Origin of the sequence: Lentzea sp. NBRC 102530, from assembly GCF_030269365.1 — a bacterium.
In the GTDB taxonomy this organism is placed as follows: Bacteria; Actinomycetota; Actinomycetes; order Mycobacteriales; family Pseudonocardiaceae; genus Lentzea.
The window spans coordinates 121,643-145,171 of record NZ_BSTF01000001.1 but is presented as its reverse complement, the minus strand read 5'-3'; the positions used below and the strand labels follow the sequence as shown (position 1 = coordinate 145,171).

Sequence of the window (23,529 nt, the reverse complement as noted above, 5' to 3'; positions counted from 1 at the left end):
ACGCTAATATCCTGCCATGCTGCGTTCTGTGGCGGTCCCGCTCATCGACGGCGTCGCGCCGTTCGAGTTCGGCCTGCTCTGCGAGGTGTTCGGCATCGACCGCACCGAGGAGGGCGTGCCGCTGGTCGACTTCCGGGTGTGCGGGGAGACCCCGAACGAACCGGTGCCGACGAGCATCCGCGGCGTGAGCATCACGCCGGAACACGGGTTCGACGCGCTGCAGAGCGTCGACCTCGTCGCACTGCCCGCCGCGCGGGTGCGGGACGACTACCCCGAGAAGCTGGTCAAGGCGCTCAGGGAGACCAACGCGACGTTGCTCAGCGTGTGCAGCGGGGCGTTCATCCTGGGTGCGGCCGGCCTGCTCGACGACAGGCACTGCACCACGCACTGGCGTGAGGCGCGCACGTTCAAGGAGCGCTTCCCGAAGGCACGGCTCGACGCGGACGTGCTGTTCGTGGACGACGGCAACATCATCACCAGCGCCGGCACCGCGGCGGGCATCGACGCGTGCCTGCACCTCGTGCGCCGCGAGCTGGGCACGAAGGTCGCCAACACCATCGCGCGCCGGATGGTCGTGGCCCCGCAGCGCGACGGGGGTCAGCGGCAGTTCGTGGAGCTGCCCATCCCCGAGTGCAGCTCGGACAGCCTCGAGCCGGTGCTGGAACGGGTGCTCGACACGATCGCCGACAACCACACGGTGGCGACGATGGCGAAGCTCGCCGTCATGTCCGAACGGACCTTCGCGCGCCGGTTCGCCGCCGAGACCGGCACCACGCCGAACAAGTGGCTGTCGCTGCAGCGGGTGCTGCACGCGCGCAGGCTGCTGGAAGAGACCGACCTGGACGTCGACTCGGTCGCGACCAGGTCAGGCTTCGGAACAGCCGCTCTCCTCCGACACCACTTCCATCGGGTCGTCGGCGTCGCACCGAGCGACTACCGCCGCACATTCTCCTGTCGTTAGGCGCTCGAAGATCTTCTCGGAGATCTCCCGCAACGCCACGACCTCGGAGTCGCTCAGCAGGTCGAACACCAGCTTGTGCACCGTCTCGGCGTGCGCGGGGGCGGCAGCCTCGATGGCCTCGCGCCCCAGGTCCGTCAGCACGACGAACGACCCGCGCCCGTCGCTGCGGCAGTTCTCCCGGCGCACCAGGCCGCGCTTCTCCATCCGTGCGACGTGATGTGAGATACGGCTCTTCTCCCAGTGCAACGACCGTGCGAGCTCTAACACGCGCACGCGTTCCTCACGCGTGTCGGTGAGCTGCACCAGCACGGCGAAGTCGGCCATCGAGATGTCCGAATCGACCGACATCTGCCTGCTCAGATGCGCATTGAGCTCCCCCTGCATGCGGACGTAGGCACGCCACGCCCGCTGCTGCTCAGGTTCCAACCATCGTGTCACCGGTTCAGCATACGGGAATAGTTGACACATCATCCACGTTCCGGCAGGGTGAGTGATACTTCAACCAGATCGAGCAACCGAAGGACTTGACACCATGACCACCGCCACCAACCTCACCGAACTGACCGGCGACTACGTCATCGACGGTTCCCACTCCCGCATCGGTTTCGTCGCCCGCCACGCCATGGTCACCAAGGTTCGTGGTGCGTTCAACGAGTTCGACGGCAAGATCTCCATCGACGGCGACAAGCCGGAGAACACCACCGCCGAGGTCACGCTGAAGGCCGCGAGCATCGACACCCGCAACGCGCAGCGCGACGGCCACCTGACCACGAACGAGTTCCTCGACGTCGAGACCTACCCGGAGATCAAGTTCGTCTCGACCTCCGCGAAGCAGATCGACGACGACAACTTCGAGATCACCGGTGACCTGACCATCAAGGACGTCACCAAGAACATCACCATCCCGTTCGCCTTCGAGGGCGTGGCCGTCGACCCGTTCGGCAACACCCGCGTCGGCTTCGAGGGCTCCCACACGATCAACCGCAAGGACTACGGCGTCAGCTGGAACGCCGCGCTCGAGGCCGGCGGCGTGCTGGTGAGCGAGAAGGTCGTGCTGGAGTTCGAGATCTCCGCGATCAAGCAGGCCTGACGACAGGCGACCAGGGCACAGGGCGCGGCGGATCGGGGTGCTGCGGGGGAAACCCGGCGGCACCCGGCGGATCCGTCGCGCCCTTCGTCTTGAATTGACCCGATCGTCGTAGTGAGCCGCCTGCCGCCGGCCCCCTTCCGGGAGGGTCTTTGGGTTACCGTGACCTCCATGGCGACGCGTGTTTTCCTCGTCGACGACCACGAGATCGTCCGCCGCGGCATCGCGGACCTGCTCGGCGAGGAGTCCGATCTCGAGGTGGTCGGTGACGCCGCGTCGGTCGCGGAGGCCCTGGCCAAGGTGCCGGGTGCCCAGGCCGACGTGGCGGTGCTCGACATCAGGCTCCCCGACGGCAACGGCATCGAACTGTGCCGCGAACTGCGCAGCCGCATCCCCGGCCTGCAGTGCCTGATGCTGACGAGCTTCGCCGACGACGAGGCCCTGTTCGACGCGATCATGGCGGGCGCCTCGGGCTTCGTGCTCAAGCAGATCCTCGGCGCCGACCTGGTCAACGCCGTGCGCACCGTCGCGGCGGGACAGTCCCTTCTGGACGCCCGCACGACGTCCGCGCTGCTCAACAGGATTCGCCGCGAACGCGAGGAGGGCGACCCGCTGCGCATGCTCAGCGAGCAGGAGCGCACGGTGCTCGACCTGATCGGCGAGGGCCTCACCAACCGGCAGATCGCCGAACGCATGTTCCTGGCGGAGAAGACCGTCAAGAACTACGTCTCACACCTGCTCGCCAAGCTCGGCATGCAACGCCGCACGCAGGCAGCGGTGTTCGCCTCGCAGTTCCGCAAGGACGGCGAGAAACCCCAGCACTAGGCCCCATCAAGTACTAGCCGAGCGGCACGCGCCACACCACGCAGGCGCCGCCGCCCTCCGTCGCGTGCACGGCGAGCGTCCCGCCGAACTGCGCCGCGCGGTGGGAGAGGTTGCGCAGCCCGCTGCGGGCCGCGTCGGCGGGAATGCCGACCCCGTTGTCCTGCACCGTGATCACGACGTCCTCGCCGGCGTCGATCAGCACCGTCAGTTCGGTGGCCTCGGCGTGCCGGACGGCGTTCGTGACGGCCTCGCGCACCACGGCCTCGACGTGCTCGGCCAGTTCGGGTGGTACGGAGTTGTCGACCGTGCCGGACATGCGGATGGACGGCTTGAGGTGCGTCGCCTCGGTCAGGCCCGCCACCAGGTCGAGCAGGCGGCGGCGCAGCGAGGTGTTGTCGGTCGAGTGCAGGTCGAAGATGGACGTGCGGATCTCGCGGACCGTCTCGTCGAGCTGCTCGACGGCGGTCTGCAGGCGGGCGGCGACCTCGGGTTCGGTGACGCGGCGCATGGTGGCCTGCAGCGTGAGGCCCGTGACGAAGAGCCGCTGGATGACGTGGTCGTGCAGGTCGCGGGCGATGCGGTCGCGGTCTTCGAGGACGTCGAGCAGACGCTGTGAGCGTTGCTGCTCGGCGAATTCCAGGGCGACGGCGGCCTGGTCGGCGAACGACGCGAGCATCGGCACCTGGTCGGGCAGGAACCGGGTCTCGCCGCCGCGGCGCAGCACCAGCAACGCGCCGGTCACGCCCATCTCCGACCGCAACGGCACCGCGAGCGCCGGGCCGAACGCCGTGCCCAGGTCGTCGACGAGCAACGGGACGCCGGAACGCACGACCTCGTCGACGGCGTAGTCGCCCGCGTCGAAGTCCTCGACCTTGACACCCGCGCTGGCGGCCACGGACAACGGCGTGTGCCGGCCGTCGCCGAGGACGACCAGGGCGGCGTCGGCGCCGGCCAGTTCGACGGTGCGTTGCGTGATGAGGCGCAGCGCGTACTCGCCGGAGGCGCCGCCGAGCAGTTCGGAGTTGACCTCGCCGATGGCCTCCAGCCACCGTTCGCGCATGCGGGAGCGTTCGAACAGGCGGGCGTTCTCGATGGCGATGCCCGCGGCGGCCGCCAACGCCTGCAGCACGGCCTCGTCGTCGGCGGTGAACTCGGCCGCGTCGATCTTCTCGGTCATGTAGAGGTTGCCGAACACCTCGTCGCGCACGCGCACCGGCACGCCCAGGAAGCCGCGCATCGGCGGGTGGTTGGGCGGGAAGCCGACGGACATCTCGTGCTGCGAGAGTTCGCGCAGCCGCAACGGCGTGGGGTCCTTGATGAGCAGGCCCAGCAGCCCCTTGCCCTCCGGCAGGTGGCCCATCTCGGCGCGGGTCGCCTCGTCCACGCCCACGTAGACGAACTCCGCGAGGTCGTCGCGGGTACCGAGGACGCCCAGCGCGCCGTAGCGGGCGCCGACCAGGTCGACGGCGGCCTGGACGATGCGCTGCAGCGTCGAGTCGAGTTCGAGGCCGGACGCGACCGCGAGCACCGCGCCCAGCAGTTCCTGCATGTGGTCGCGGGTGGTGACGATCTCGTCCATGCGGTCACGGACCTCGTCGAGCAGCTCGTCGAGGTCGCGGCGACCGGGCGCGTCAGGCACGCCGCCTAGATTCGCACACTTTGCGGCCCCGCACGGCCAGGGCCTGTTTCAGGCAATCGTTCGATGAGAGACGCGGTCGAGGTGGTTCCTGGCGGTGCGGGCGGCCGATCCGCATACCGGTGCGTATTCGGGTCGGCCGCCCGTGCCGTCAGGGGCCGCCTCGGCCCCGGCTGTCGCGAACGATTGCCTGAAACAGGCCCTGGGAAGTGAGGACCTTCGACCGTGGCTGACCCGCGGAAGCGGCCGGAGAGTATGACCATGACGATCGCTGTGCCCGGCTCGCTCGGGCTCGCGGGCGAGGACGTGCGCAACGTCCTCGCACTCGCCAGGGCCTCGGTGTCCGGTGTCCGCTTCGAGGTGCGCCCGGAGCAGATCGAGCTGCACACCGCCGTCCCGCACGGCAGGGAGACGCGGCTCGGCTGCGGGGTCGCGCTGCTCAACGCCCGGCTGGCGTTGCAGGGGCACGGCATCCGTCCACTCGTGACGCTGCTGCCGGGGCCGAGCGCGAACGACGCGGCCGCGGCCATCCGGCTCGGCGGGTACCAGGAGGCGGGGCCGGACGTGGTGGCGTTGCTGCACGCCCTGCGCGCGGGCCGTCGCACGTGGACGGCGTTCCCCGAACTGGCCTCGTGGCGCGGGCTGCTGTCGCGGGCCGCCGAGGTCGAGCGGGCCTGGCTGCACGTGCAGAGCTCGACGGAGCTGGTGCTCTGCACGTTCAACCAGGGCGCGGCGGCGGAGATCCGCGCGGGGCAGGCGATGCAGCGGGTCGTGCTGACGGCGGCGACGGTCGGGTTCGCCGTCTCCCCCGCGCTCGACCCGGCGGGCCTGGCGGCGTTGCGCGCGGATCTGCGGCCGTCGCTGGGCAACACGCTGGTGCCGCAGGTGGTGCTGCGGCTCGGCGGGTCACCGTCCACGACGGTCTAGCGGACCAGCACCGCCTTCCAGAGCAGTCGCGCGAGTTCCGGGTGGCAGATGTCGTTGTGGGCGCCCGCGATCCCGTCGATGCGGCGGATCACGGACGTGCAGTCGACGTTGTGCACCTGCCCACGCGACAGCTCGCCGGGCGCGCCGATGTTGTGGCCGTGCGCGTACGTGCCCTGCACGCCGTGGGAGCCGATGCCGCCGTACTTCGGGTACGAGTCGAGGTCGACCTGGCGGCCCGAACGCGCGGCCAGCGGGTAGAACCTGCCGATGGCGTAGTCGTTCGACGACGTGGTGACGATGATCGGGCCCGGCACGCGGGCGAGCACGCCGCGGAAGTAGCCGGAGCCCGGTTCGCCGGGCAGCCGTTCCGCGAACGACCACAGCGACATCGCGCCCTGCACGAGCGTGAGCGTCGCGGCGGGCACGACGTTCGCCATCGCGGTGGCGGTGATGCAGCCGAAGCTGTGGCCCATCAGGTGGATGCGGGCTTGCGGGGCGGCCTGCGCGACGTCGCGGGCGATGCGCGCGGCGCCGCTCTCGCCGAAGACCTTGGCGCGCCGCTTCATCTTCCAGAACGTCAGGATCCGCAACGGCGACAGGATGCCGCCCAGCGCCGGGTCCTCGAGGCACGCGCGGTAGAGCTGCTCGGCGTCGAACACCATGCCGTCCTCGCCCGGCAGGTCGGGCACCGAGCTCTCCAGGTAGTCGTAGGCCTGCTTGACCGCGGCCGACATCCAGCCGGGGTGCTGCCGCGCGGCCTCGACGATCGTGCGCACCGCGGCCGTGCGGCCGGCGCCTCCGCCGAGGCGGTTCGCCTGGGCCTTGATGAACTCGTCCGACCGCACGTCCTCGTCGCCCCACGCCTTCGACGGCCAGTGGAGCCCGACGAGCAACGCCTTGAAGCCGCCCGGAAGCCGATGTGCCGCTTCACGTTCGGCGCGGCAGTCCGCCATGGTTCTGACCCACTGCCCGTACTGGTGGCGGGCGGCCGGCACGTCGCCGTTCCACCCGTGTATGAAGAAGAAGACGTCGGTGACGCCTCGGCGGGCGTCGTACAGCACGTCCGCGCTGTCGCGCCCCCGCTCGTTGCCGGTCTCGTCGAAGCAGACGAGGTGATAGCTGATGTCGTGACCTGGCACGGATTCTCGGGACATCGCGGATCACCACCACACACAAAACGCGCCCAACTGTTGTCCGTTTAATCGGAACCGGCGCGGCTCATGTTTACCCCCGCTGATCAGGAAAACCCGTTCGGACCAGGGAATTCACCCCCGGTTGCGCCGGTAGTGGCGGGCCGCGCGGACCCGGTTGCCGCACGAGGGCGAGCACCACTCGCGGCGCGGGTGGTCCTTCACGAAGTACAGCACGCAGCCCGGGGCGTGGCAGGCGCGCACCAGCAGCCGGTCCTCGCCGGTGAACAGTTCGACGGCCTCGGCGGCGATCGCGGCCCGTTCGCGATCCGCGAGTGAGCCCTCGCTTTCGTTGTGCCGCACCAACTCTCCGTCGCGCACGGTCAGCTGGGGCCAGTGCTTCGCGCTGCGCGCCGCCCGGTTGACCGCGAGCACCGCGCGGGCGAGGTCGCGGCCCTGCGCGATCTCGCGGGTGTCCTGCGTGAGCGTCGCGGCGAGGTCGCGCAAGGCCTGCCGCAGCTCGAGGAACGCCTCCAGGTCGGCCTCGTCGGCGGGCACGCCGAGGAACTCGCGAAGCCCACCGACAGTCGTCAGGTCGTCGTGGAGGTGCGACCGGTTGGCCCAGATGGTGTTCATCAACAGGACCGGACGGGGCTCGTCGGGCGTCAGCACGTCTAACGGTAACACAGGCTTGCATCCGTTAGGTCTTCGTTCTAACGTTTACAACGTCGCCCAACCGTTGGAAGGACCGTCGTGAAACTCGTGCCCCCGTTCACCGCCGAGACCGCCCGGCTGAAGGTGCAGGCCGCCCAGGACGCCTGGAACACCAAGGACCCGGTGCGCGTCGCCGGCGCGTACACGCCGGACTCGGTGTGGCGCAACAGGTCCCAGTTCGTCCGCGGCACCGACGAGATCGTGGCGTTCCTGACCGCGAAGTGGGAGCGCGAGCACGAGTACGTGCTGCGCAAGTCGCTGTGGGCGTTCAGCGACAACCGCATCGCCGTGCGCTTCCAGTACGAGTGGCACGACGACGAAGGCCAGTGGTGGCGCAGCTACGGCAACGAGAACTGGGAGTTCGCCGAGTCGGGCCTGATGGCGCGGCGCGAGGCGAGCATCAACGACGTGCGGATCGCGGAGTCGGAACGCCGCGTCGACCCGTCGTCCACCGACGAGATCCCGGCGGAGTGACGTGCACGTCGAGGCGCTGTGGCGCTACCCGGTGAAATCGCTCGGCGGCGAGCCCCTGGAGCAGGCGCGGTTCACGTCCGACGGCGTCGAGGGCGACCGGCTCGTGCACGTGCAGGGACCGCGCGGCGTGCTGACGGGACGCACGCGGTACGGACTGCTCACGATTCCCGCCACCACCGGGCCTGACGGGCCGTTGGTGGACGGGCACCCGTGGGACAGCTGGCAGGCGCACGAGCGCGTGCTGCCGTTCGGCGGACGGCTGACGCGCTATGACGGGCCGGAACGCTTCGACGTGCTGAACGTGCTGGTGGCGACCGACGGACAGGTCGCCGCCGCCGGTGTCGACGTGCGGCGGCTGCGCCCCAACATCCTGATCGGCGGGGTGGAGGCCGGGGTCGAGGACACGTGGCCCGGACACGCGCTGGTGGTCGGCGACGTGGTGATCGGGATGTACCAGAAGCGGGCGCGGTGCGTGGTGACGACGATCGATCCCGACACCGGGGCGCAGGACCTGGACGTGCACCGGCGGATCCGGCACGAGTTCGGCGGGGTGCTGTGCCTCGACAGCTGGGTGGTCCGGTCCGGGGTGGTGAACGTCGGCGATCCCGTCGAGGTGGTGCCGACCGACGAACTGCCCGCGCACGTCGGCGGGTGGATCGTCGGCCGGCCCTACGCCGTCTAGATGTTGCGGCGGTACTGCCCGCCCACCTCGAAGAACGCCTCGGTGATCTGGCCGAGCGTGCACACCCGCGCCGCGTCCATCAGCACCGCGAACACGTTCTCGTTCGTCTGCGCCACCTCCCGCAGCCGCGCGAGCGCCTTCTGGGCCTCGTCGCGGTGCGCTGCCTGGTACGCACGCGTGCGGTCGACCTGCGACTCCTTCTCCTCCTCGGTGGCGCGGGCGAGCTCGATCTTCACGACCTCGCGCGTGCCGTCCTCGGGCAGGAAGGTGTTGACGCCGATCAACGGCAGCGAGCCGTCGTGCTTGCGCTGTTCGTAGAGCATCGACTCGTCCTGGATGCGGCCGCGCTGGTAGCCGGTCTCCATCGCGCCGAGGACGCCGCCTCGCTCGGAGATGCGGTCGAACTCCATCAGGACGGCCTCTTCGACGAGGTCGGTGAGTTCGTCGATGACGAACGAGCCCTGCAGCGGGTTCTCGTTGGCGGAGAGGCCCCACTCCTTGTTGATGATCATCTGGATGGCCATCGCGCGGCGGACGGACGACTCCGTCGGCGTGGTGATCGCCTCGTCGTAAGCGTTGGTGTGCAGGGAGTTGCAGTTGTCGTACAGCGCGCAGAGAGCCTGCAACGTCGTGCGGATGTCGTTGAAGTCCATCTCCTGCGCGTGCAGCGAACGGCCCGAGGTCTGCACGTGGTACTTGAACTTCTGCGAACGCTCCGCGGCACCGTAGCGGTCGCGCATGGCCACGGCCCAGATGCGGCGGGCGACCCGGCCGATGACGCTGTACTCGGCGTCCATGCCGTTGGAGAAGAAGAAGGACAGGTTCGGCGCGAAGTCGTCGATGTTCATGCCGCGCGCGAGGTACGACTCGACGTAGGTGAAGCCGTTGGCCAACGTGAAGGCGAGCTGGCTGATGGGGTTCGCCCCGGCCTCGGCGATGTGGTAGCCCGAGATCGACACCGAGTAGAAGTTGCGCACCTGCTGCTGGATGAACCACTCCTGGATGTCCGCCATCATGCGCAGCGAGAACTCCGTGGAGAAGATGCAGGTGTTCTGGCCCTGGTCCTCCTTGAGGATGTCGGCCTGCACGGTGCCGCGCACGTTGGCCAGCGCGAACGCCTTGATCTTCGCGTGCTCCTCCGCCGACGGCTCGCGGCCCTCCTTCTCGACGAAGGCGGACACCTGCTGGTCGATCACGGTGTTCAGGAAGTACGCGAGGATCGTCGGCGCCGGGCCGTTGATCGTCATCGACACCGACGTCGTGGGCGCCACCAGGTCGAAGCCGTCGTAGAGCGCTTTCATGTCGTCCAGCGAGGCGATCGAGACGCCGGACGTGCCGATCTTGCCGTAGACGTCCGGCGGGGTGTCGGGGTCGCGGCCGTAGAGCGTGACCGAGTCGAACGCCGTCGACAGGCGGGTGGCCGGGTTGCCCTTGGACAGGTACTTGAAGCGGCGGTTGGTGCGGAAGGCGTCGCCCTCACCCGCGAACATGCGCGCCGGGTCCTCGCCCTCGCGCTTGAACGGGAAAACGCCCGCGGTGTACGGGAAGAAGCCCGGGAGGTTCTCCTTGCGCAGGAACCGCAGCAACGAGCCCTCGTCGTCGTAGCGCGGCAGGCTGACGCGGCGGACCTGGTTGCCGGACAACGTCTCGCGCGTCAGCGACGTGCGGATCTCCTTGTCCCGCACCTTGAACACGAGCTCGTCGCCGGAGTACTGCTCGACCGTCGCCGGCCACGCCGTCAGCAGTTCGACAGAAGAACGGTCCACCTTGCGTTCGGCGTCGGCCGCCAGCTCGGCGATGTCCTCGACGCTCTTGCCCGCGGCCTCCAACGCCTTCTGCGCGGCGGAAAGCTGCGTGTGCGTGCGAACGGCGAGGACCTGCTCGTCGGTCTTGCGGTGATAGCCGCGCACGGTGTCGGCGATGTCCGAGAGGTAACGCGCGCGCGACGCCGGCACGACCGTGGACGCCGAAGTCGACGTCTTGCCGGACACGGGCACCAGAGTGCCCTCCTCCACGGCAAGACCGTGCGACACCAGGCCGTCGCGCAGGAACTGGTACAGCGCCGTCACGCCGTCGTCGTTGAACGTCGCCGCGGACGTGCCGTAGACCGGCATGTCCTCCCACTTCACGCCGAACGCCTCACGGTTGCGCACCATCTGACGCGCGACGTCACGACGTGCGTCCTCGGCACCGCGGCGTTCGAACTTGTTGATGGCCACGGCGTCGGCGTAGTCGAGCATGTCGATCTTCTCGAGCTGGGACGCGGCACCGAACTCCGGCGTCATCACGTACAGCGAGAAGTCCACGAACGGCACGATGGCCGCGTCACCCTGACCGATACCGGGCGTCTCGACGATGACCAGGTCCGCGCCGGAAGCCTTGCACGCCACGATGGCCTGCTCCAGGCCGTCCGGGATCTCGCTGCCCGCACGGCGCGTGGCCAGCGAACGGAAGAACACGTGGTCGCCGTCGAGGCAGTTCATCCGGATGCGGTCGCCGAGGAGCGCGCCACCACCACGGCGGCGCGTCGGGTCGACGGCGAGCACGGCGATGCGCAGCTTGTCCTGCTGGTCCAGCCGGAACCGGCGCACGAGCTCGTCGGTCAGCGACGACTTGCCCGAACCACCGGTGCCCGTGATGCCGAGCACCGGCACCTTGCGCGTGGTCTCCAGCGGCTCCGCGGTACCGGCCTCGATGTGCGTGATCGCGCGCGCCAGGGCCTCGTCGGCTCCCGTCAGCAGCGCGTCGTGGCTGAACGGCGCGGTGAGCGCGTGGTCGCACTCCTCGATCATCAGGTTGATCATGCGGGCGAGCCCCATGGTCTGCCCGTCCTGCGGCGAGAAGATCCGCGCGACGCCGCGCGAGTGCAGCAGCTCGATCTCCTCGGGGACGATCACGCCGCCACCGCCGCCGTAGACGCGGATGTGCCCGGCGCCGCGCTCGTTGAGCAGTTCGACCAGGTAGGAGAAGTACTCGACGTGCCCGCCCTGGTACGCGCTGATGGCGATGCCCTGCGCGTCCTCCTGGATCGCCGCGGTGACGACCTCCGCCACCGACCGGTTGTGGCCGAGGTGGATGACCTCCGCGCCCTGCGACTGCAGGATCCGCCGCATGATGTTGATGGCCGCGTCGTGGCCGTCGAACAGGCTGGACGCGGTCACGAAGCGCACCGGGTTCACCGGCTTGTGCAACGCGGGCACGGAGGGCGGCCCAGAGGACGGCATCGTCATGAGAATAGTTTGACTTCCTACTATTGGACGTGCAACCGAGCGTGGTCCAGGTCTCTGTATCGAGCCCGAAACACCATCGTCGCGCCACCGGCCACAGGTTCGCTCGCGGAGCGCTCAGCGCAGCTAGCGCGCCGCCGCGCCCCACTCGTGGGCGAGCGCGGCCGCCTCGCCGCGCGACCCCACGCCGAGCTTCTCCAGGATCTTGGCGACGTGGAACTTCACCGTGGACTCGCTGATGTGCAGGTCACCGGCGATGTCCCGGTTGCGCCTGCCCCGCGCCACCTGCCCGAGCACCTCCAACTCCCGTGCGCCGAGCACGGTCAGCGGGTCTTCGCGCGGCGTCTCCGGCGGGCCGAGCGGGACCTCGATCGTCACGGTCGCGCCCCAGCCGGGGACGGCGTCGACCTCGACCCTGCCGCCGAGCGGCCCGAGCCGTTCCGGGACGCGGCGCCGGTCGAGGCTGCCGCACGACAGGGTGCCGGGGCCGTCGTCGCGCACGGTCGCGCGCAGCACCGCCCCGACGACCTTCCAGCCGATGTGGACGCGGCTCACCCCGCCCTGGTCGTCGAGCATCGCGTGCACGGACGAGCGGACCACGGCGGCGGCCGTCGAGGTGATCTCGGACGGCACGATCCGGTCCGCGCCCTCCTCCGCTCCCGGCAGGCCCAGGTCGAGGCGCACCTCCCGGCCGCGCAGCACGCGGCGCAACGACTCGGCGAGGCGCTCGAACGCGTCACCGGCGCGTTCCTCGACCTGCGCGCGGTCGAGGTCGGCGCGCGCCCGCAGTTCGACCAGCGCGGTCACCGCCAGGTCCACGGCACGGGAACGGGCGACCGAGTCCTCCACGTCGCGGTCGCGCAGCACGCCGAGCAACGACGCCAGCGCGGCGCCGTGCACGTCGCCGAGGTCGGAGATGGCCACGGCGCGCGCCGCTGCTGCGGCGCGGGACACGGCGAGAGTGGCGGGCACGGCCTCGTTGCGCAGGCCCTCCATGTGCGCGGTCACGACGTCCCACAACGCACCGGCGGGCGCGAGGACCTCGGCGGGCACCGGGGTGTCGTCGTCGCGCAGCAGCACGAGCATCGCCCGGGGTTCGGTGACGACGCTGATCAGGACCACCACCGGCACCTCGGCGCCACCCAGGAGCGCACGGCCCTGCCAGGTCCCCTGCGCCGGCACGTGCGAGCGCAGCGCGGCGAGGTCGGTGATCGTGACGGCCGGGCCCGGCACCTCGCCGCGGAACTTGAACGGCGCGAACGAGCAGTTGGACAGCTCCGCGATCGCCCGGTGCGGGATGGCCTCCGCCAGCGCCGCGGAGATCTGCGGCAGCGTCTCGCTCAGCGGCGCCTGGATCAGCGTGGCGGCGGTCCTCAGGTCCATGCACCGAGCGTAGCCCGCACGAACGGATGGTCGGCTGGTCTTTCGACCAGGGCGAACTAGCCGAAGTGCGGGGGCAGGCACCCTCGCGCCGTCGCTAGGGTTGACATGTCAACCAAAACGGCACGGGGAGTTCACGATGAAGGCGATCACCTACACCACGCACGGCGGACCCGAGGTGCTGAACCTGGGTGAGGCGCCGGAACCGCACGCCGGTCCCGGTCAGGTGCGGCTGAAGGTCGTCGCGGCGGCGGTCAACCCGCTCGACCACAAGATCCGCAACGGCTGGTTCCCGCAGATGACTCCCCCGTTCCCCGTGATCCCGGGGCTGGAGGCGGCCGGGATCGTGGACGAGGTGGGCGAGGGCGTCACCGGGGTGAAGGCGGGCGACGAGGTCCTCGGCTGGGTCACCGCGGGGTACGCCGAGTACGCGCTGGCCACCGACTTCGCGCTCAAGCCGGCGGGCCTCGACTGGGACACCGCCGCCGCGCTGCCCACCGCCGTCGAGACCTCGGTCCGCGTGCTGGACCTGCTGGGCGTCGAGGACGGTGACACCGTGCTGATCCACGGCGCGGCGGGGGTCGTCGGCGCGGTCGGCGTGCAGCTCGCGGTCGCCCGGGGCGCCACGGTCATCGGCACGGCGTCGCCCGCCAACCACGACTACCTGCGCTCGCTCGGCGCCACGCCGGTCGCGTACGGCGAGGGGCTGGGCGACCGGGTCCGCGCGGCCGCTCCGCACGGGGTCGACGCCGTCTACGACGCGGCCGGGCAGGGCGACCTGCCGGTGTCGATCGAACTGCGCGGCGGCACCGACCGGATCGTCACCATCGCCGACCCCGCGGCCGCCGACCTGGGCGTCGTGTTCACCGGCGGCGGCGCGCCGTTCGGAGCCAGGCTGGGTGAGTACGCGCGGCAGGCCGCCGACGGCGAGCTCCGCGTGCGGATCGCGGCGAGCCTGCCACTGGCCGACGCGGCCAAGGCGCAGGAACTGGTCGAGACCGGGCACGTGCAGGGCAAGGTGGTGCTCCGCGCCGCGGAGTGACGGTTCAGGGGCGACCGGGCACCGCGGTAGGTCAGGTGACGGTCGGCTGGGAGGGCACGACGGCGACGAACCGGTCCGTCGTCACCCTCCTCGCCAGGCGCACCAGCTCCTCCGCCGCCTCCGCCCTCGGGTTGCACTGCCGCAGGTGGTTCACCCCTCGCGCGAGCAGCAGCTCGGCCTGCTGCTCGCACCACCGCACCCCGCCCGCCGCCACGACGGCCGGGTGCGAGTCGGGCCCGTCGACCTCGACGCCCGCGTTGACCGCCACCACGACCGGCAGCGTGCGGCGGCCGGCGGCCAGGGCGTCGTGGATGCCCCGCACGTCGTCGACGTGCTTGCGCGCCAGGCCGAGGTCGTCGCCGAACTGCCTCAGGTGCGCCGCCTGGCTCGCCGTCGCCCCGGCCGCCAGGGCACCGAGTTCGCACGCCGCCGCCGGGAGCGAGCTGTGCTTCGCCGCCGCGACACCGAGGTGCTGCGCCATGTCCGTGTCGTCGTCCTCGGCCATGCCGATCTCCTGGACATAGCCGTCCACAACGGACATCAGCGCGACGTTGAGGATCATCACGCCGGGCTTGGTGAGACGAGCGCAGGCCAGCGACAGCAAGGCGTCCGCGGCCGAGACCGTCCGATCGGCACCGAACACCTCGCGCGCGCCCGTGCGGCCCATCAACCCGGCGTGCAGCTGTTCGTGCAGATGCGCGAACTCCAGCGCCACCGCGATCAGCGACACGTCGTCGTCCCCGAACGCCGCCGCGGACAGCAGCACCAGCGCGGCCGTCGAGAAGTCCTGGCCCGCCAGGCCGTGCTCGACCACCTCGCGCGTCTCGCCCGGCAGTTCGTCGAGGGCCGCCCGCACCAGCGGACCGACCGCCGCACGGGTGCGGGCCTGCACGTCCTGCGGCGGTGCGGCCACGTCGATGCTCGTCATGCGCTTTCCTCTCAGACCCCGGGAAAACGACGCTAAACCCGCAGATCAGACGAACAGGCGCGAACGCCACTGTCGTGTTGAAGAGAGGCACCTTCCGGCGAGCGGGACTAGGTTGATGTTGAACGGGCTGTCGTCACCATCACCCGACCGTGATCGTCGTTTTCCTTGAGAGGCTGACCGTGCGGTACACCAAGCTCGCCGGCATGGACGTGTCCGAGATCTGTCTCGGCATGATGAGTTACGGAGATCCGAAGCGCGGCGGCCACCCGTGGTCGTTGCCGGAGGAGGAGTCCCGGCCGCTCATCAAGGCCGCGGTCGACGCCGGCATCAACTTCTTCGACACCGCCAACGTCTACTCGGCGGGCTCCTCCGAGGAGATCACCGGCCGCGCGCTCAAGGACTTCGCGCGGCGCGACGAGATCGTCCTCGCCACCAAGGTGTACAACCGGATGCACGAGGGCCGCAACGGGGCGGGCCTGTCCCGCAAGGCGATCTTCGCCGAGATCGACAACTCGCTGCGCCGGCTCGGCACCGACTACGTGGACCTGTACCAGATCCACCGCTTCGACCCGGCCGTGCCGCTGGAGGAGACCCTCGAAGCGCTGCACGACGTCGTGAAGTCCGGCAAGGCGCGCTACCTCGGCGCGTCCTCCATGTACGCGTGGCAGTTCGCGAAGGCGTTGTTCACGCAACGGCAGAACGGCTGGACGCGGTTCGTGTCGATGCAGAACCACTACAACCTCGTCTACCGCGAGGAGGAGCGGGAGATGCTGCCGCTGTGCGCGGACCAGGGCATCGCCGTGATCCCGTGGAGCCCGCTCGCCCGCGGCAGGCTGGTCCGCGACTGGGACGCCTCGACCGCCCGCACCGACACCGACGAGTTCGGCAAGCGGCTGTACCTCGACTCCGACCGCGAGATCGTCGACACGGTGGCGGAGATCGCGGCGGCCCGCGAGGTGTCGCGGGCGCAGGTGGCGCTGGCGTGGCTGCGGCGCAACCCGGTCGTGACGGCACCGATCTTCGGTGCGACCAAGCGGGAACAACTGGACGACGCGATCGCGGCGGTCGACTTCGAACTCACCGACGACGAGGTGCGGCTGCTGGAGTCCGGGTACCGGCCGCGCGGCATCGCGGGACACTGACCGAGTTCGGGCACCCGGTGCGGCACCGGGTGCCCGGCCCCTCAGCTCACCCCGTGCTCCGCGGCGAGCCGCCGGAGGTTCGCCAGATCGGCTCCGTGCACGTCAGCCGCGTACGCGTCCTTCTGCTCGACCGCGACACGCGTGGCCTCCTCCGCCTGTTCGATGCGGGCGAGGAGGTTGTCCCTGAACTCGTTCATGCATCACGACCTGTCGGATTGAAGAGTTCCCTGCGCCTGGCACCGTACCCGCAAGGCTTCCCGGCGAATGCCGGACTAGGCTCGCTTCGTGCCGAACTTGCGGATCAGCGAGGCCGCCGCGCTTCTCGGGGTGAGCGACGACACCCTGCGCCGGTGGATCGACCAGGGCCGTCTCGCGTCCGTGGTCCTGGACAACGGACGCAAGGGCGTGAGCGGGACCGAGCTCGCGGCGTTCGCGCAGAAGATGACCGAGGTGGCCGAGCCGGGCGCGACCGTGGCCGCGTCGGCCCGCAACCGGATGAAGGGCATCGTCACGCGCGTCGTCAAGGACGGGGTGATGGCCCAGGTCGACATGCAGGCCGGGCCCTTCCGCATCACGTCCCTGATGAGCCGGGAGTCTGCGGACGAGCTCGGCCTGGAGGTCGGCAGCGTCGCGGTGGCCTCGATCAAGTCGACCCACGTGGTCGTCGAGATCCCCGAGACCTAGACGAAAGCACTTTCGCCGGTGATCGCCTTGCCGACGATCAGCGTGTTCATCTCGCGGGTGCCCTCGAACGAGTAGATCGCCTCGGCGTCGGCGAAGAAGCGCGCCACGTCGTAGTCGAGCACGATCCCGTTGCCGCCGAAGATCTCCCGCGCCCAGGCGACGACCTCGCGCATGCGAGACGTCACGAACGCCTTGGCGAGCGACGAGTGCTCGTCCTGGAAGATGCCCGCGTCCTGCAGACGGGCGAGCTGCACGAGCATGCCCCACGACGCGGTGATGTTGCCGAGCGACTGCACCAGCTTGTCCTGCACCATCTGGAACCGCGCGATCGGGCGGCCGAACTGCTCGCGTTCCTTGGCGTAGGCCAGGGCCAGTTCGTAGGCGCCGATCATCACGCCGAGGGCCTGCCAGGCGACGCCGCCGCGGGTGGCGCGCAGGATCTCGGCGACGTCGCGGAACGAGTTGATGTTCTGCAGGCGGTCGGTCTCCGGGACGCGCACGTCGGTCAGGGTGATCTCGGCGTTCTCGACGATCCGGAACGCGATCTTGCCCTCGATCTTCTCCGCGACGAAGCCGGGCGTGCCCTTCTCCACCACGAAACCCTTGACCTGGTTGTCCTCCAGGTCGCGCGCCCACACGATCACGTGGTCGGCGAAGGTGGCGTTGCCGATCCACTTCTTGGCGCCGTTCAACACCCACGTGTCGCCGTCGCGCTTAGCCGTGGTGCGCATGCCGCCCGCGACGTCGGAGCCGCCGAGCGGTTCGGTCATCGCGAACGCGCCGATCTCGTCCATCGCGGCCATCGCCGGGAGCCAGCGGTCGCGCTGCTCCTGCGAGCCGCCCGCGTAGATCGAGTACATCGCGAGTCCGTTGTGGACGCCGAAGAACGTGGCGACCGACGCGTCGGTGCGGGTCATCTCCATGGCCAGCATGCCGGTGAGGAGGTTGCTGACGGCGGCGGGGTGCTCGCCGTAGCCCTCGTAGGACAGGGCGGTGAGTCCGGCGCCGCGGAACTTGTCGATCAGCTCGTGCGGGAACTCGCCCTTGGCCCAGTTCTCGTTGACCAGCGGCTTGATCTCGGTGGTCATGAACTCGCGGGCGTTCAGCAGGATCTTGCGCTCCTCGTCGCCGAGCAACGCCTCGTAGTTGTAGAAGTCGGCGGTCAGCTGGTCTTCGAGGCGGTTCATGTCAGTTCTCCTCCAATGCCGTCAGAACGGCGAGTTGCCTGCGGTCGCGCGTCTCGGCGAGGTCCGAGTACGTGGAGGAGCCGTAAGCGTCTTCCACGGCCTTGATGAGCCGTTCCGGATCTTGTGCGGGGGTGCCGAGTTCGAGGCCCTGCATCGACCTGCCGATGTGCTGGGCGAGGTGCCGGTAGCCGCCGGGGCCGCCACCGAGGTGGGCGCCGAGGAACGGGCCGACGGTCGCCCAGCGCAGGCCGAGCGAGTTCGTCACGACGGTGTCGAGGTCCTGCGGTGTCACCACGCCCTGTTCGACCAGGTAGGCGGCTTCGCGGGAGAGCGCGGCCTGCAGTCGGTTGCCGACGAAGCCGGGGATCTCCTTGCGTTCCACGACGGGCGTGCGGCCGAGTCCGCGGTAGAACTCGACGGCCCGGCCGACGGACTCCTTGGTGGTCTGCTCGCCGGGCACGACCTCGACCAGCGGGAGGACGTGCGGCGGGTTGAACGGGTGTCCGATGAGGACGCGCGAGCCGTCGACGCCCCGCGTGAACGCGGTCGACGGGATCGCGGACGACGAGCTGAGCAGCAACGCGTGCCGCGGCGCTGTGCGGACGAGTTCGGCGAAGAGGGTCTTCTTGAACTCCAGGTCCTCCGGGCCGTTCTCCTGCACGACGTCGGCGTCGCGCACGGCGTCGGCGACGGTCGGCGCGACCTCGACGCCCTCGGGGACGTCCAGGTCCGGGCGGGGGTCGAACACCTTCACGGGGTGGCCGTGCTCGGCGAACAAGCGGGCCCACGAGAGGCCGATGACCCCGGCACCGATGACTGCGGTCTTCACGCTTCCTCCAAGTAGTTGTGGACCGGCTTGGCGGGAGCGAGCGTCAGGTCGGTGATGACGTGGCTGGCGGACACGACCTCCAGCACGGGGAGGTCGGCGAGCGGCGCGAGGACGTGCTGGAACAGCTGCAGGCGCGCCGGACCGGTGTACGCGGCCTTGACCACGACGTCGGTGATCTCCGTGCGCACGAGCTCCTGCACTCGCAGCGAACCGTCATAGTCAGGGATCGTCTTCAGCATGAACGTTGGAACTGTGATCTCGGCCTCAGCCTGTCGAGTGTCCAGTTCGTACTGCTTGTAGCCCATCGTGGCCGTGGCGACCCTGATCGTGCCGTAGTCGAGGGTTCCGACCAGGGCGCCGTTGTCGGCGTAGAGCGTCGGGGAGGCCATGACCTTCGGGTACGCGCTGACCTCGCGGCCGGACGCGGTGGCGGCGAAGCTGTCGAGGTACATCGCGTGCAGGTACTCGCCGCGTTCGCCGTCGAAGACGACCTGGACCGCCTGCCCGGCCTCGGTGTACGGGCCGTAGCCGGTGACGTCGTTCATCTTCATGACCTCGAACCGCACGAGCGGCTCGTCGATCTCCAACGGCTGCGGGACGACGGCCCGCAGCGCATCGGGATCGGTCCGGTAGACGATGTTGAGGTACTCGCGGTCGAAGAACCTCGGCTGCACGGCGGGAAAGGCCGGCGCGGTGAGAGGTGTGATGCCCAGCACGGTTCAGCGTCCTGTCCATTGTGGAGCGCGGCGCTCGGCGAACGCGGTCATGCCCTCGCGGACGTCGGCCGTGGTCATCAGGCGGGCGCTTGCGGTGCGTTGTGCGGCCCAGGGGTCCTGGGAGCGCACGACTTCCTTGACGGCGGCGAGCGCCAGCGGGGCGTTCCGCGCGATCTGCTCGGCGAGCTGGAGTGCGATCGCGGCGGCCTCACCGGCCGGCACCACCCGGTTGGCGATGCCGAGCGTGCCGGCGCGGACGCCGTCGATCGGCTCGCCGGTCAGCAGGATCTCCATCGCGAGGTGGTGCGGGATCCGTTGCGGCAGGCGGACCACTCCCCCGGCGGCGGCGATCAGGCCGCGCTTGACCTCGGGCAACCCGAACCTCGCGTCCTGCGCGGCGACGATCAGGTCGCAGGCCAGCGCCATCTCGAACCCGCCGCCGAGCGCGAAGCCCTCGACCGCGGCGATCAGCGGCTTGCTCAGCTCGGCCTCGGTGAGCCCGCCGAGGCCGCGGTCGCCGACCACCGGCGACTCGCCCTTCAGCGCGGCCTTGAGGTCCATGCCGGCGCTGAACGAGCCACCCGCGCCGGTCAGCACGCCGACGCGGAGTTCAGGGGTGGTCTCCAGTTCGTCCAGGGCGGCCGAGAGCCGCGCCGCGACGGCCGCGTTGACGGCGTTGCGGGCCTCGGGCCGGTCGATCGTGATCAGCAGTGCCGAACCGACGCGTTCGGTGCGAACCTCGCTCATGCCAACTCCTTGAGGACTTCTGCGGTGTCCTGGCCCGGCAGCGGGGCCAGGCGGCGGACGGTGGCGGGGGTGGCGGAGAACTTCACCGGGATGCCGATCGAGCGGATCGCGCCCTCGCTCGGGTGCTGCACCTCGTCGAGCAGGTGGCCGTCGCGGACGTACGGGTCCTCGTGCGCCCTGTCGAGTTCCAGCACCGGTCCGAACGGGATGCTGTGCTTCGCGCACACCTCGGCCCATTCCTCTGTGGACAGTGCGCCGGCGCACTCGTCCACGAGCCCCATCAGGTCGTCGCTGTCGTTCGGGTCGATGCGGTCACCGGCGACGCGCGGGTCCTCGACCAGGTCGGGCCTTTGAGCCGCGGCGAAGAAGTCGCGGAAGTTCTGCGGGTTGTACGGGACGACGCACGCGAGGCCGTCCTTGGTGTGCACGGCGTGGTGGCCCTTGGCCATCGACAGGTTGAAGCCCGTCGGCCCCTCCGCCGGTACGAACGCGTGCCCGGCGAGGTGTTCGACCAGGTTGAACGCGATCATCGTGTCGGCCATGGGAATCTCGACCCGCTGGCCTTCACCCGTGTTGTTCCGGTGCACCAGCGCGGCGAGCACGCTGTAGGCGATGGTCAGCGACGACACCTTGTCGCCGAGGATCGTCGGCAGGTAGACGGGCCTGCCGATGGCGCGGTTCGCGATGTCGACCAGGCCGGACGCGCCCTGGATCGTCTCGTCGTAGGCGGCGATGCCGGCGCGGTCGGAGTCACCGCGAAAGCCCTGGGCATGGGCGTAGACGAGGCCGGGGTTGCGCTCGGCGACGTCGGCGTAGTCGAGGCCGAGCCGGCTCAGCGCGCCCGGGCGCATGTTGGTGATCAGCACGTCGGCCGTGTCGATCAGCTTGAGCGCGGTCTCGCGGTCGTCGGAGTCCTTGAGGTTCAACGCGACGCTGCGCTTGTTGCGGTTGACGTTGAGGCTCAACGCCGTCATGCCCGGCGTGGTGCGGTAGCGGCCGTTGCGGACGGTGTCCACAGGCGACTCGATCTTGATCACGTCGGCGCCGAGGTCTCCGAGGATCTGGGCCGCGTACGGGCCCATCACCACGGTCGAGAGGTCGATCACCCGCACGCCGTCCAGCGGACCGGCGGTGATGTCCTTCATCGTTCGTCCTTTCGCACCTGTTCGTTTCCTGCACCACCGAAGTTAGTACCGGCCGAACGGAAAGGGAACGATCAGGTCGCGAACAATGGCATGACCACAGCGGTCACACCATTTCCTATTTGACGATCGGCTCCGCGAAGATTTCTTTTGCCGCTTCGACGAGGTCGTCGAGGTCGCCGCCCGCCGCCCGGTCGCGCCGCCAGAGCAGACCGGTGTCGAGCTGGGCGCGGAAGTCCTCGAACGGCAGGATCGCCATGTTCTCCAGCTGGTAGCCGCGCATGGAGCTGTCCTCGTCCAGCATCGACACGGAGAACCCGAGGCCGCTCGAGACGATCTCCGAGGTGCCCTGGTAGCCGGTGTTGCTGAGCTGGATGCGCTTTTTGATGCCCAGTTCGTTCAACTGCCGGTCGAGGACCTCGAAATAGGCGGGCATGATTTCTTCCGGCGACTTCGCGTACGCCATTTCGGTGAGATCGGCGAGTTTGACCGATTTCTTCCCCTGGAACCGGTCGGCGGGGACGACCGCGCCGAGCCGTTCGGACATGACGTGCAGGGTGTCGAGCGAGGCCTCCTGGACCGGGAGCCTCGCCAGGGTGAGCGCCAGCCTGCCGTCCTTCACCGCGGCGACGAGGTCCGTGGTGGTGCCGGGCCAGCGCTTGACCTCGAACCGGTCGGCGACCCCCTCGGCGAGCAGGGTGAGGCGTTCCCTGAGCACGGGGTGGACTCCCGCGGGCATGCCGACGAACACGGTGGTGCGGTCGGGTTTCGCGGCCTGGTCGAGGCGCCACCGGATGGAGCCGACCCGGTCGAGCACGTCCCGCGCGATCGGCAGCAGAGCGGTGCCGGCGGCCGTCAGCGCCACGTGGTGGGTGCTGCGGTCGAACAGCGGGCGTCCCAGCTCGTGTTCGAGGTCCTTGATGCGCTGGCTCAACGGCGACGCGGCCATGTGCAGTTTCTTCGCGGCCGCCGAGAAGTTGAGTTCTTCGGCGACCGCGACGAAGTAGCGAAGGTGCAGCAGTTCCACACGCCTCAGACTAGGCCTTTCGGAGTACGAACTCGTCGCTGCGGCCTCCCGCGAGCAACACGTCCAGCCTGCCTGCCAGCGCGTACACGCCGCACGGCGTCTGCGCGAGGGTGGTCGGCGCCTTGTCCGGCCACACGGTCTCCTCGACGATTTCCACGGTCTGCCAACGATCCTGCGTGCGCACCTCGACGAGCCGGTTCGCGGCGGTGTTGTCGACGAGCAGCAAGCGGTTGCGGCCCAGCGCGAGCAGCCCGTCGGGCGCTCCGACAGGGGCGGTGATCGTGGTGACGTCGCGCGGGTTGCCCAACGGGATCACCGCGAGCTTGCGGGCGCCCGACAGAGCCACGACCAGCTGGTCGCCGACGTGCACGATGCCGTTGAGGCCCCAGCCCCCGGTCGGCGGCTGCGCGAGGCCGGGGTGCTGGACGAGGGGCGTGGCGTGGCCGTTCGGCGTGATCCGGTGGACCGTGCCGGAGATGGAGTCGGTGACGAACGCCGTGCCGTCCGGGGCGAGTGCGACGTCGTTGGCGAAGTGGCCGGGGCCGGTGGCGAGCGTGACGCGGTGCAGCGCCTTGCCGGTGCGCAGGTCGTAGATGCCGAGCCCGGCGAACGCCCTGGTGGTCTCCGGCCTGCTGCGGTCGGCGAGCCCCAGGTCGGCGTTGGCGACGAGCACGCGGCCGCGCTTCGCATCGACCGCGAGGCCCATCGTGGTGATCAGCCACGGGTCGTCGACGAGGGTGCGGGCCTGGCCGCCGACGACCCTCGACACGGTGCCGTGCGTGACGGAGCCGACGAGGAACTGACGGCGCAGCGGGTCGTACGCGACGCCTTCGGGGTGCAGCGACGGGCCGTTGCCGGTGATCACCGGCGGGCAGGGGGTGGCGGCGTCGGCGGTGGCCGGGGTGAGCACGAGGAGGAGCAGCGAGATCAGGATTCTCGTCATCCTGCCGATCCTCGCCACCGCGCCGGCCAGCGGCTACCGACTTCCGACCCCACTTGTTCACCGGTTCGAGTAGTCCTGCGCGCGTGCGGGCGTTTCCGG

24 protein-coding genes are annotated in these 23,529 nt (G+C 69.9%); 9 read left to right on the top strand and 15 right to left on the bottom strand.

From position 1 onward, the window contains the following. The first annotated feature begins 16 nt into the window (after positions 1-16). Positions 17-961 (top strand): helix-turn-helix domain-containing protein, encoded by a 945-nt coding sequence (locus tag QSK25_RS00735; RefSeq protein WP_285630879.1) that lies wholly within the window; start codon positions 17-19, stop codon positions 959-961. Here the strand turns inward: QSK25_RS00735 and QSK25_RS00730 are convergent. Continuing rightward, positions 866-1,399 (bottom strand): MarR family winged helix-turn-helix transcriptional regulator, encoded by a 534-nt coding sequence (locus tag QSK25_RS00730; protein WP_285630877.1) that lies wholly within the window; start codon positions 1,397-1,399, stop codon positions 866-868. The two genes, QSK25_RS00735 and QSK25_RS00730, sit on opposite strands and share 96 nt — an antisense overlap. A 94-nt stretch (positions 1,400-1,493) precedes the next feature. Between QSK25_RS00730 and QSK25_RS00725 the strand changes: the two genes are divergently transcribed. Together QSK25_RS00725 and QSK25_RS00720 are read left to right on the top strand one after the other, a co-directional pair. Further along, on the top strand, positions 1,494-2,051 hold the full coding sequence (locus QSK25_RS00725; RefSeq protein WP_285630875.1) for a YceI family protein: 558 nt from the start codon (positions 1,494-1,496) through the stop codon (positions 2,049-2,051). 168 nt (positions 2,052-2,219) lie between these two features. Further along, complete coding sequence (locus QSK25_RS00720) at positions 2,220-2,873, top strand: response regulator transcription factor (RefSeq protein ID WP_285630873.1); 654 nt, start codon at positions 2,220-2,222, stop codon at positions 2,871-2,873. A 13-nt stretch (positions 2,874-2,886) separates the two neighbouring features. Here the strand turns inward: QSK25_RS00720 and QSK25_RS00715 are convergent, their stop codons facing one another. After that, positions 2,887-4,452 (bottom strand): sensor histidine kinase, encoded by a 1,566-nt coding sequence (locus tag QSK25_RS00715; protein WP_285632923.1) that lies wholly within the window; start codon positions 4,450-4,452, stop codon positions 2,887-2,889. A 318-nt stretch (positions 4,453-4,770) separates the two neighbouring features. On the opposite strand from QSK25_RS00715, the gene QSK25_RS00710 reads away from it, so the two are divergent. Then, positions 4,771-5,436, top strand: a complete 666-nt coding sequence (locus QSK25_RS00710; protein ID WP_285630871.1) for a hypothetical protein — start codon at positions 4,771-4,773, stop codon at positions 5,434-5,436. On the opposite strand, the gene QSK25_RS00705 is transcribed toward QSK25_RS00710, so the two are convergent. Together QSK25_RS00705 and QSK25_RS00700 are read right to left on the bottom strand one after the other, a co-directional pair. Beyond that, positions 5,433-6,590 (bottom strand): hypothetical protein, encoded by a 1,158-nt coding sequence (locus QSK25_RS00705; RefSeq protein WP_285630867.1) that lies wholly within the window; start codon positions 6,588-6,590, stop codon positions 5,433-5,435. The genes QSK25_RS00710 and QSK25_RS00705 overlap by 4 nt on opposite strands. A 111-nt stretch (positions 6,591-6,701) precedes the next feature. Further along, positions 6,702-7,202: a CGNR zinc finger domain-containing protein gene (locus QSK25_RS00700; protein ID WP_285630864.1), complete on the bottom strand. Its 501-nt coding sequence runs from the start codon at positions 7,200-7,202 to the stop codon at positions 6,702-6,704. A 117-nt stretch (positions 7,203-7,319) separates the two neighbouring features. On the opposite strand from QSK25_RS00700, the gene QSK25_RS00695 reads away from it, so the two are divergent. Both QSK25_RS00695 and QSK25_RS00690 read left to right on the top strand, forming a co-directional pair. Then, positions 7,320-7,754, top strand: coding sequence for a nuclear transport factor 2 family protein (locus QSK25_RS00695; RefSeq protein WP_285630860.1), 435 nt, complete (start codon positions 7,320-7,322; stop codon positions 7,752-7,754). 1 nt (position 7,755) lies between these two features. After that, positions 7,756-8,436 carry an MOSC domain-containing protein gene (locus QSK25_RS00690; protein ID WP_285630857.1) on the top strand — a complete coding sequence of 227 codons (681 nt, stop codon included), beginning with the start codon at positions 7,756-7,758 and terminating at the stop codon, positions 8,434-8,436. Here the strand turns inward: QSK25_RS00690 and icmF are convergent. Further along, complete coding sequence (gene icmF, locus QSK25_RS00685) at positions 8,433-11,666, bottom strand: fused isobutyryl-CoA mutase/GTPase IcmF (RefSeq protein WP_285630853.1); 3,234 nt, start codon at positions 11,664-11,666, stop codon at positions 8,433-8,435. The genes QSK25_RS00690 and icmF overlap by 4 nt on opposite strands. A 123-nt stretch (positions 11,667-11,789) precedes the next feature. Further along, positions 11,790-13,046, bottom strand: a complete 1,257-nt coding sequence (locus QSK25_RS00680) for a helix-turn-helix transcriptional regulator (RefSeq protein ID WP_285630850.1) — start codon at positions 13,044-13,046, stop codon at positions 11,790-11,792. Between the two features lie 136 nt (positions 13,047-13,182). On the opposite strand from QSK25_RS00680, the gene QSK25_RS00675 reads away from it, so the two are divergent. Next, entirely contained in the window at positions 13,183-14,085 is a 903-nt protein-coding gene (locus QSK25_RS00675) for an NADP-dependent oxidoreductase (RefSeq protein WP_285630845.1), read from the top strand. Between the two features lie 31 nt (positions 14,086-14,116). Here the strand turns inward: QSK25_RS00675 and QSK25_RS00670 are convergent, their stop codons facing one another. Further along, positions 14,117-15,013 carry a polyprenyl synthetase family protein gene (locus QSK25_RS00670; protein ID WP_285630842.1) on the bottom strand — a complete coding sequence of 299 codons (897 nt, stop codon included), beginning with the start codon at positions 15,011-15,013 and terminating at the stop codon, positions 14,117-14,119. A gap of 179 nt (positions 15,014-15,192) precedes the next feature. On the opposite strand from QSK25_RS00670, the gene QSK25_RS00665 reads away from it, so the two are divergent. Continuing rightward, positions 15,193-16,155: an aldo/keto reductase gene (locus QSK25_RS00665; protein ID WP_285632920.1), complete on the top strand. Its 963-nt coding sequence runs from the start codon at positions 15,193-15,195 to the stop codon at positions 16,153-16,155. 41 nt (positions 16,156-16,196) lie between these two features. On the opposite strand, the gene QSK25_RS00660 is transcribed toward QSK25_RS00665, so the two are convergent. After that, the gene (locus QSK25_RS00660) at positions 16,197-16,352 is read right to left on the bottom strand and encodes a hypothetical protein (protein WP_285630839.1); all 156 of its coding nucleotides are present in this window, start codon (positions 16,350-16,352) and stop codon (positions 16,197-16,199) included. Positions 16,353-16,440: 88 nt separating this feature from the next. Between QSK25_RS00660 and QSK25_RS00655 the strand changes: the two genes are divergently transcribed. Then, positions 16,441-16,839 (top strand): TOBE domain-containing protein, encoded by a 399-nt coding sequence (locus QSK25_RS00655; RefSeq protein WP_285630834.1) that lies wholly within the window; start codon positions 16,441-16,443, stop codon positions 16,837-16,839. Here the strand turns inward: QSK25_RS00655 and QSK25_RS00650 are convergent. The 7 genes from QSK25_RS00650 to QSK25_RS00620 all read right to left on the bottom strand — a co-directional run bounded on the left by QSK25_RS00650 (position 16,836) and on the right by QSK25_RS00620 (position 23,430). Then, entirely contained in the window at positions 16,836-18,026 is a 1,191-nt protein-coding gene (locus tag QSK25_RS00650) for an acyl-CoA dehydrogenase family protein (RefSeq protein WP_285630832.1), read from the bottom strand. The two genes, QSK25_RS00655 and QSK25_RS00650, sit on opposite strands and share 4 nt — an antisense overlap. A 1-nt stretch (position 18,027) precedes the next feature. Continuing rightward, a complete protein-coding gene (locus QSK25_RS00645) occupies positions 18,028-18,855 on the bottom strand; it encodes a 3-hydroxyacyl-CoA dehydrogenase NAD-binding domain-containing protein (RefSeq protein ID WP_285630829.1) in 828 nt (275 codons plus the stop codon). Further along, a complete protein-coding gene (locus tag QSK25_RS00640) occupies positions 18,852-19,571 on the bottom strand; it encodes an acetoacetate decarboxylase (protein WP_285630826.1) in 720 nt (239 codons plus the stop codon). Before QSK25_RS00640 ends, QSK25_RS00645 begins: the two co-directional genes overlap by 4 nt. A gap of 3 nt (positions 19,572-19,574) precedes the next feature. Then, the gene (locus QSK25_RS00635) at positions 19,575-20,318 is read right to left on the bottom strand and encodes a crotonase/enoyl-CoA hydratase family protein (RefSeq protein WP_285630823.1); all 744 of its coding nucleotides are present in this window, start codon (positions 20,316-20,318) and stop codon (positions 19,575-19,577) included. Further along, complete coding sequence (locus QSK25_RS00630) at positions 20,315-21,463, bottom strand: CaiB/BaiF CoA transferase family protein (RefSeq protein WP_285630820.1); 1,149 nt, start codon at positions 21,461-21,463, stop codon at positions 20,315-20,317. Before QSK25_RS00630 ends, QSK25_RS00635 begins: the two co-directional genes overlap by 4 nt. Before the next feature lie 115 nt (positions 21,464-21,578). After that, on the bottom strand, positions 21,579-22,487 hold the full coding sequence (locus QSK25_RS00625; RefSeq protein ID WP_285630817.1) for a LysR family transcriptional regulator: 909 nt from the start codon (positions 22,485-22,487) through the stop codon (positions 21,579-21,581). A gap of 10 nt (positions 22,488-22,497) precedes the next feature. Beyond that, on the bottom strand, positions 22,498-23,430 hold the full coding sequence (locus QSK25_RS00620; protein WP_285630814.1) for a hypothetical protein: 933 nt from the start codon (positions 23,428-23,430) through the stop codon (positions 22,498-22,500). Between the last annotated feature and the right edge of the window lie 99 nt (positions 23,431-23,529).

Bases quoted from the DNA above. Each gene is read 5' to 3' on its own strand.
- QSK25_RS00630 (WP_285630820.1), bottom strand. From the start codon at position 21,463: ATGAAGGACATCACCGCCGGTCCGCTGGACGGCGTGCGGGTGATCGAC.
- QSK25_RS00700 (WP_285630864.1), bottom strand. From the start codon at position 7,202: ATGAACACCATCTGGGCCAACCGGTCGCACCTCCACGACGACCTGACG.
- QSK25_RS00705 (WP_285630867.1), bottom strand. From the start codon at position 6,590: ATGTCCCGAGAATCCGTGCCAGGTCACGACATCAGCTATCACCTCGTC.
- QSK25_RS00670 (WP_285630842.1), bottom strand. From the start codon at position 15,013: ATGACGAGCATCGACGTGGCCGCACCGCCGCAGGACGTGCAGGCCCGC.
- QSK25_RS00660 (WP_285630839.1), bottom strand. From the start codon at position 16,352: ATGAACGAGTTCAGGGACAACCTCCTCGCCCGCATCGAACAGGCGGAG.
- QSK25_RS00735 (WP_285630879.1), top strand. From the start codon at position 17: ATGCTGCGTTCTGTGGCGGTCCCGCTCATCGACGGCGTCGCGCCGTTC.
- QSK25_RS00725 (WP_285630875.1), top strand. From the start codon at position 1,494: ATGACCACCGCCACCAACCTCACCGAACTGACCGGCGACTACGTCATC.
- QSK25_RS00680 (WP_285630850.1), bottom strand. From the start codon at position 13,046: ATGGACCTGAGGACCGCCGCCACGCTGATCCAGGCGCCGCTGAGCGAG.
- QSK25_RS00715 (WP_285632923.1), bottom strand. From the start codon at position 4,452: ATGGACGAGATCGTCACCACCCGCGACCACATGCAGGAACTGCTGGGC.
- QSK25_RS00620 (WP_285630814.1), bottom strand. From the start codon at position 23,430: ATGACGAGAATCCTGATCTCGCTGCTCCTCCTCGTGCTCACCCCGGCC.
- QSK25_RS00720 (WP_285630873.1), top strand. From the start codon at position 2,220: ATGGCGACGCGTGTTTTCCTCGTCGACGACCACGAGATCGTCCGCCGC.
- QSK25_RS00650 (WP_285630832.1), bottom strand. From the start codon at position 18,026: ATGAACCGCCTCGAAGACCAGCTGACCGCCGACTTCTACAACTACGAG.
- QSK25_RS00675 (WP_285630845.1), top strand. From the start codon at position 13,183: ATGAAGGCGATCACCTACACCACGCACGGCGGACCCGAGGTGCTGAAC.
- QSK25_RS00710 (WP_285630871.1), top strand. From the start codon at position 4,771: ATGACGATCGCTGTGCCCGGCTCGCTCGGGCTCGCGGGCGAGGACGTG.
- QSK25_RS00635 (WP_285630823.1), bottom strand. From the start codon at position 20,318: ATGAGCGAGGTTCGCACCGAACGCGTCGGTTCGGCACTGCTGATCACG.
- icmF (WP_285630853.1), bottom strand. From the start codon at position 11,666: ATGACGATGCCGTCCTCTGGGCCGCCCTCCGTGCCCGCGTTGCACAAG.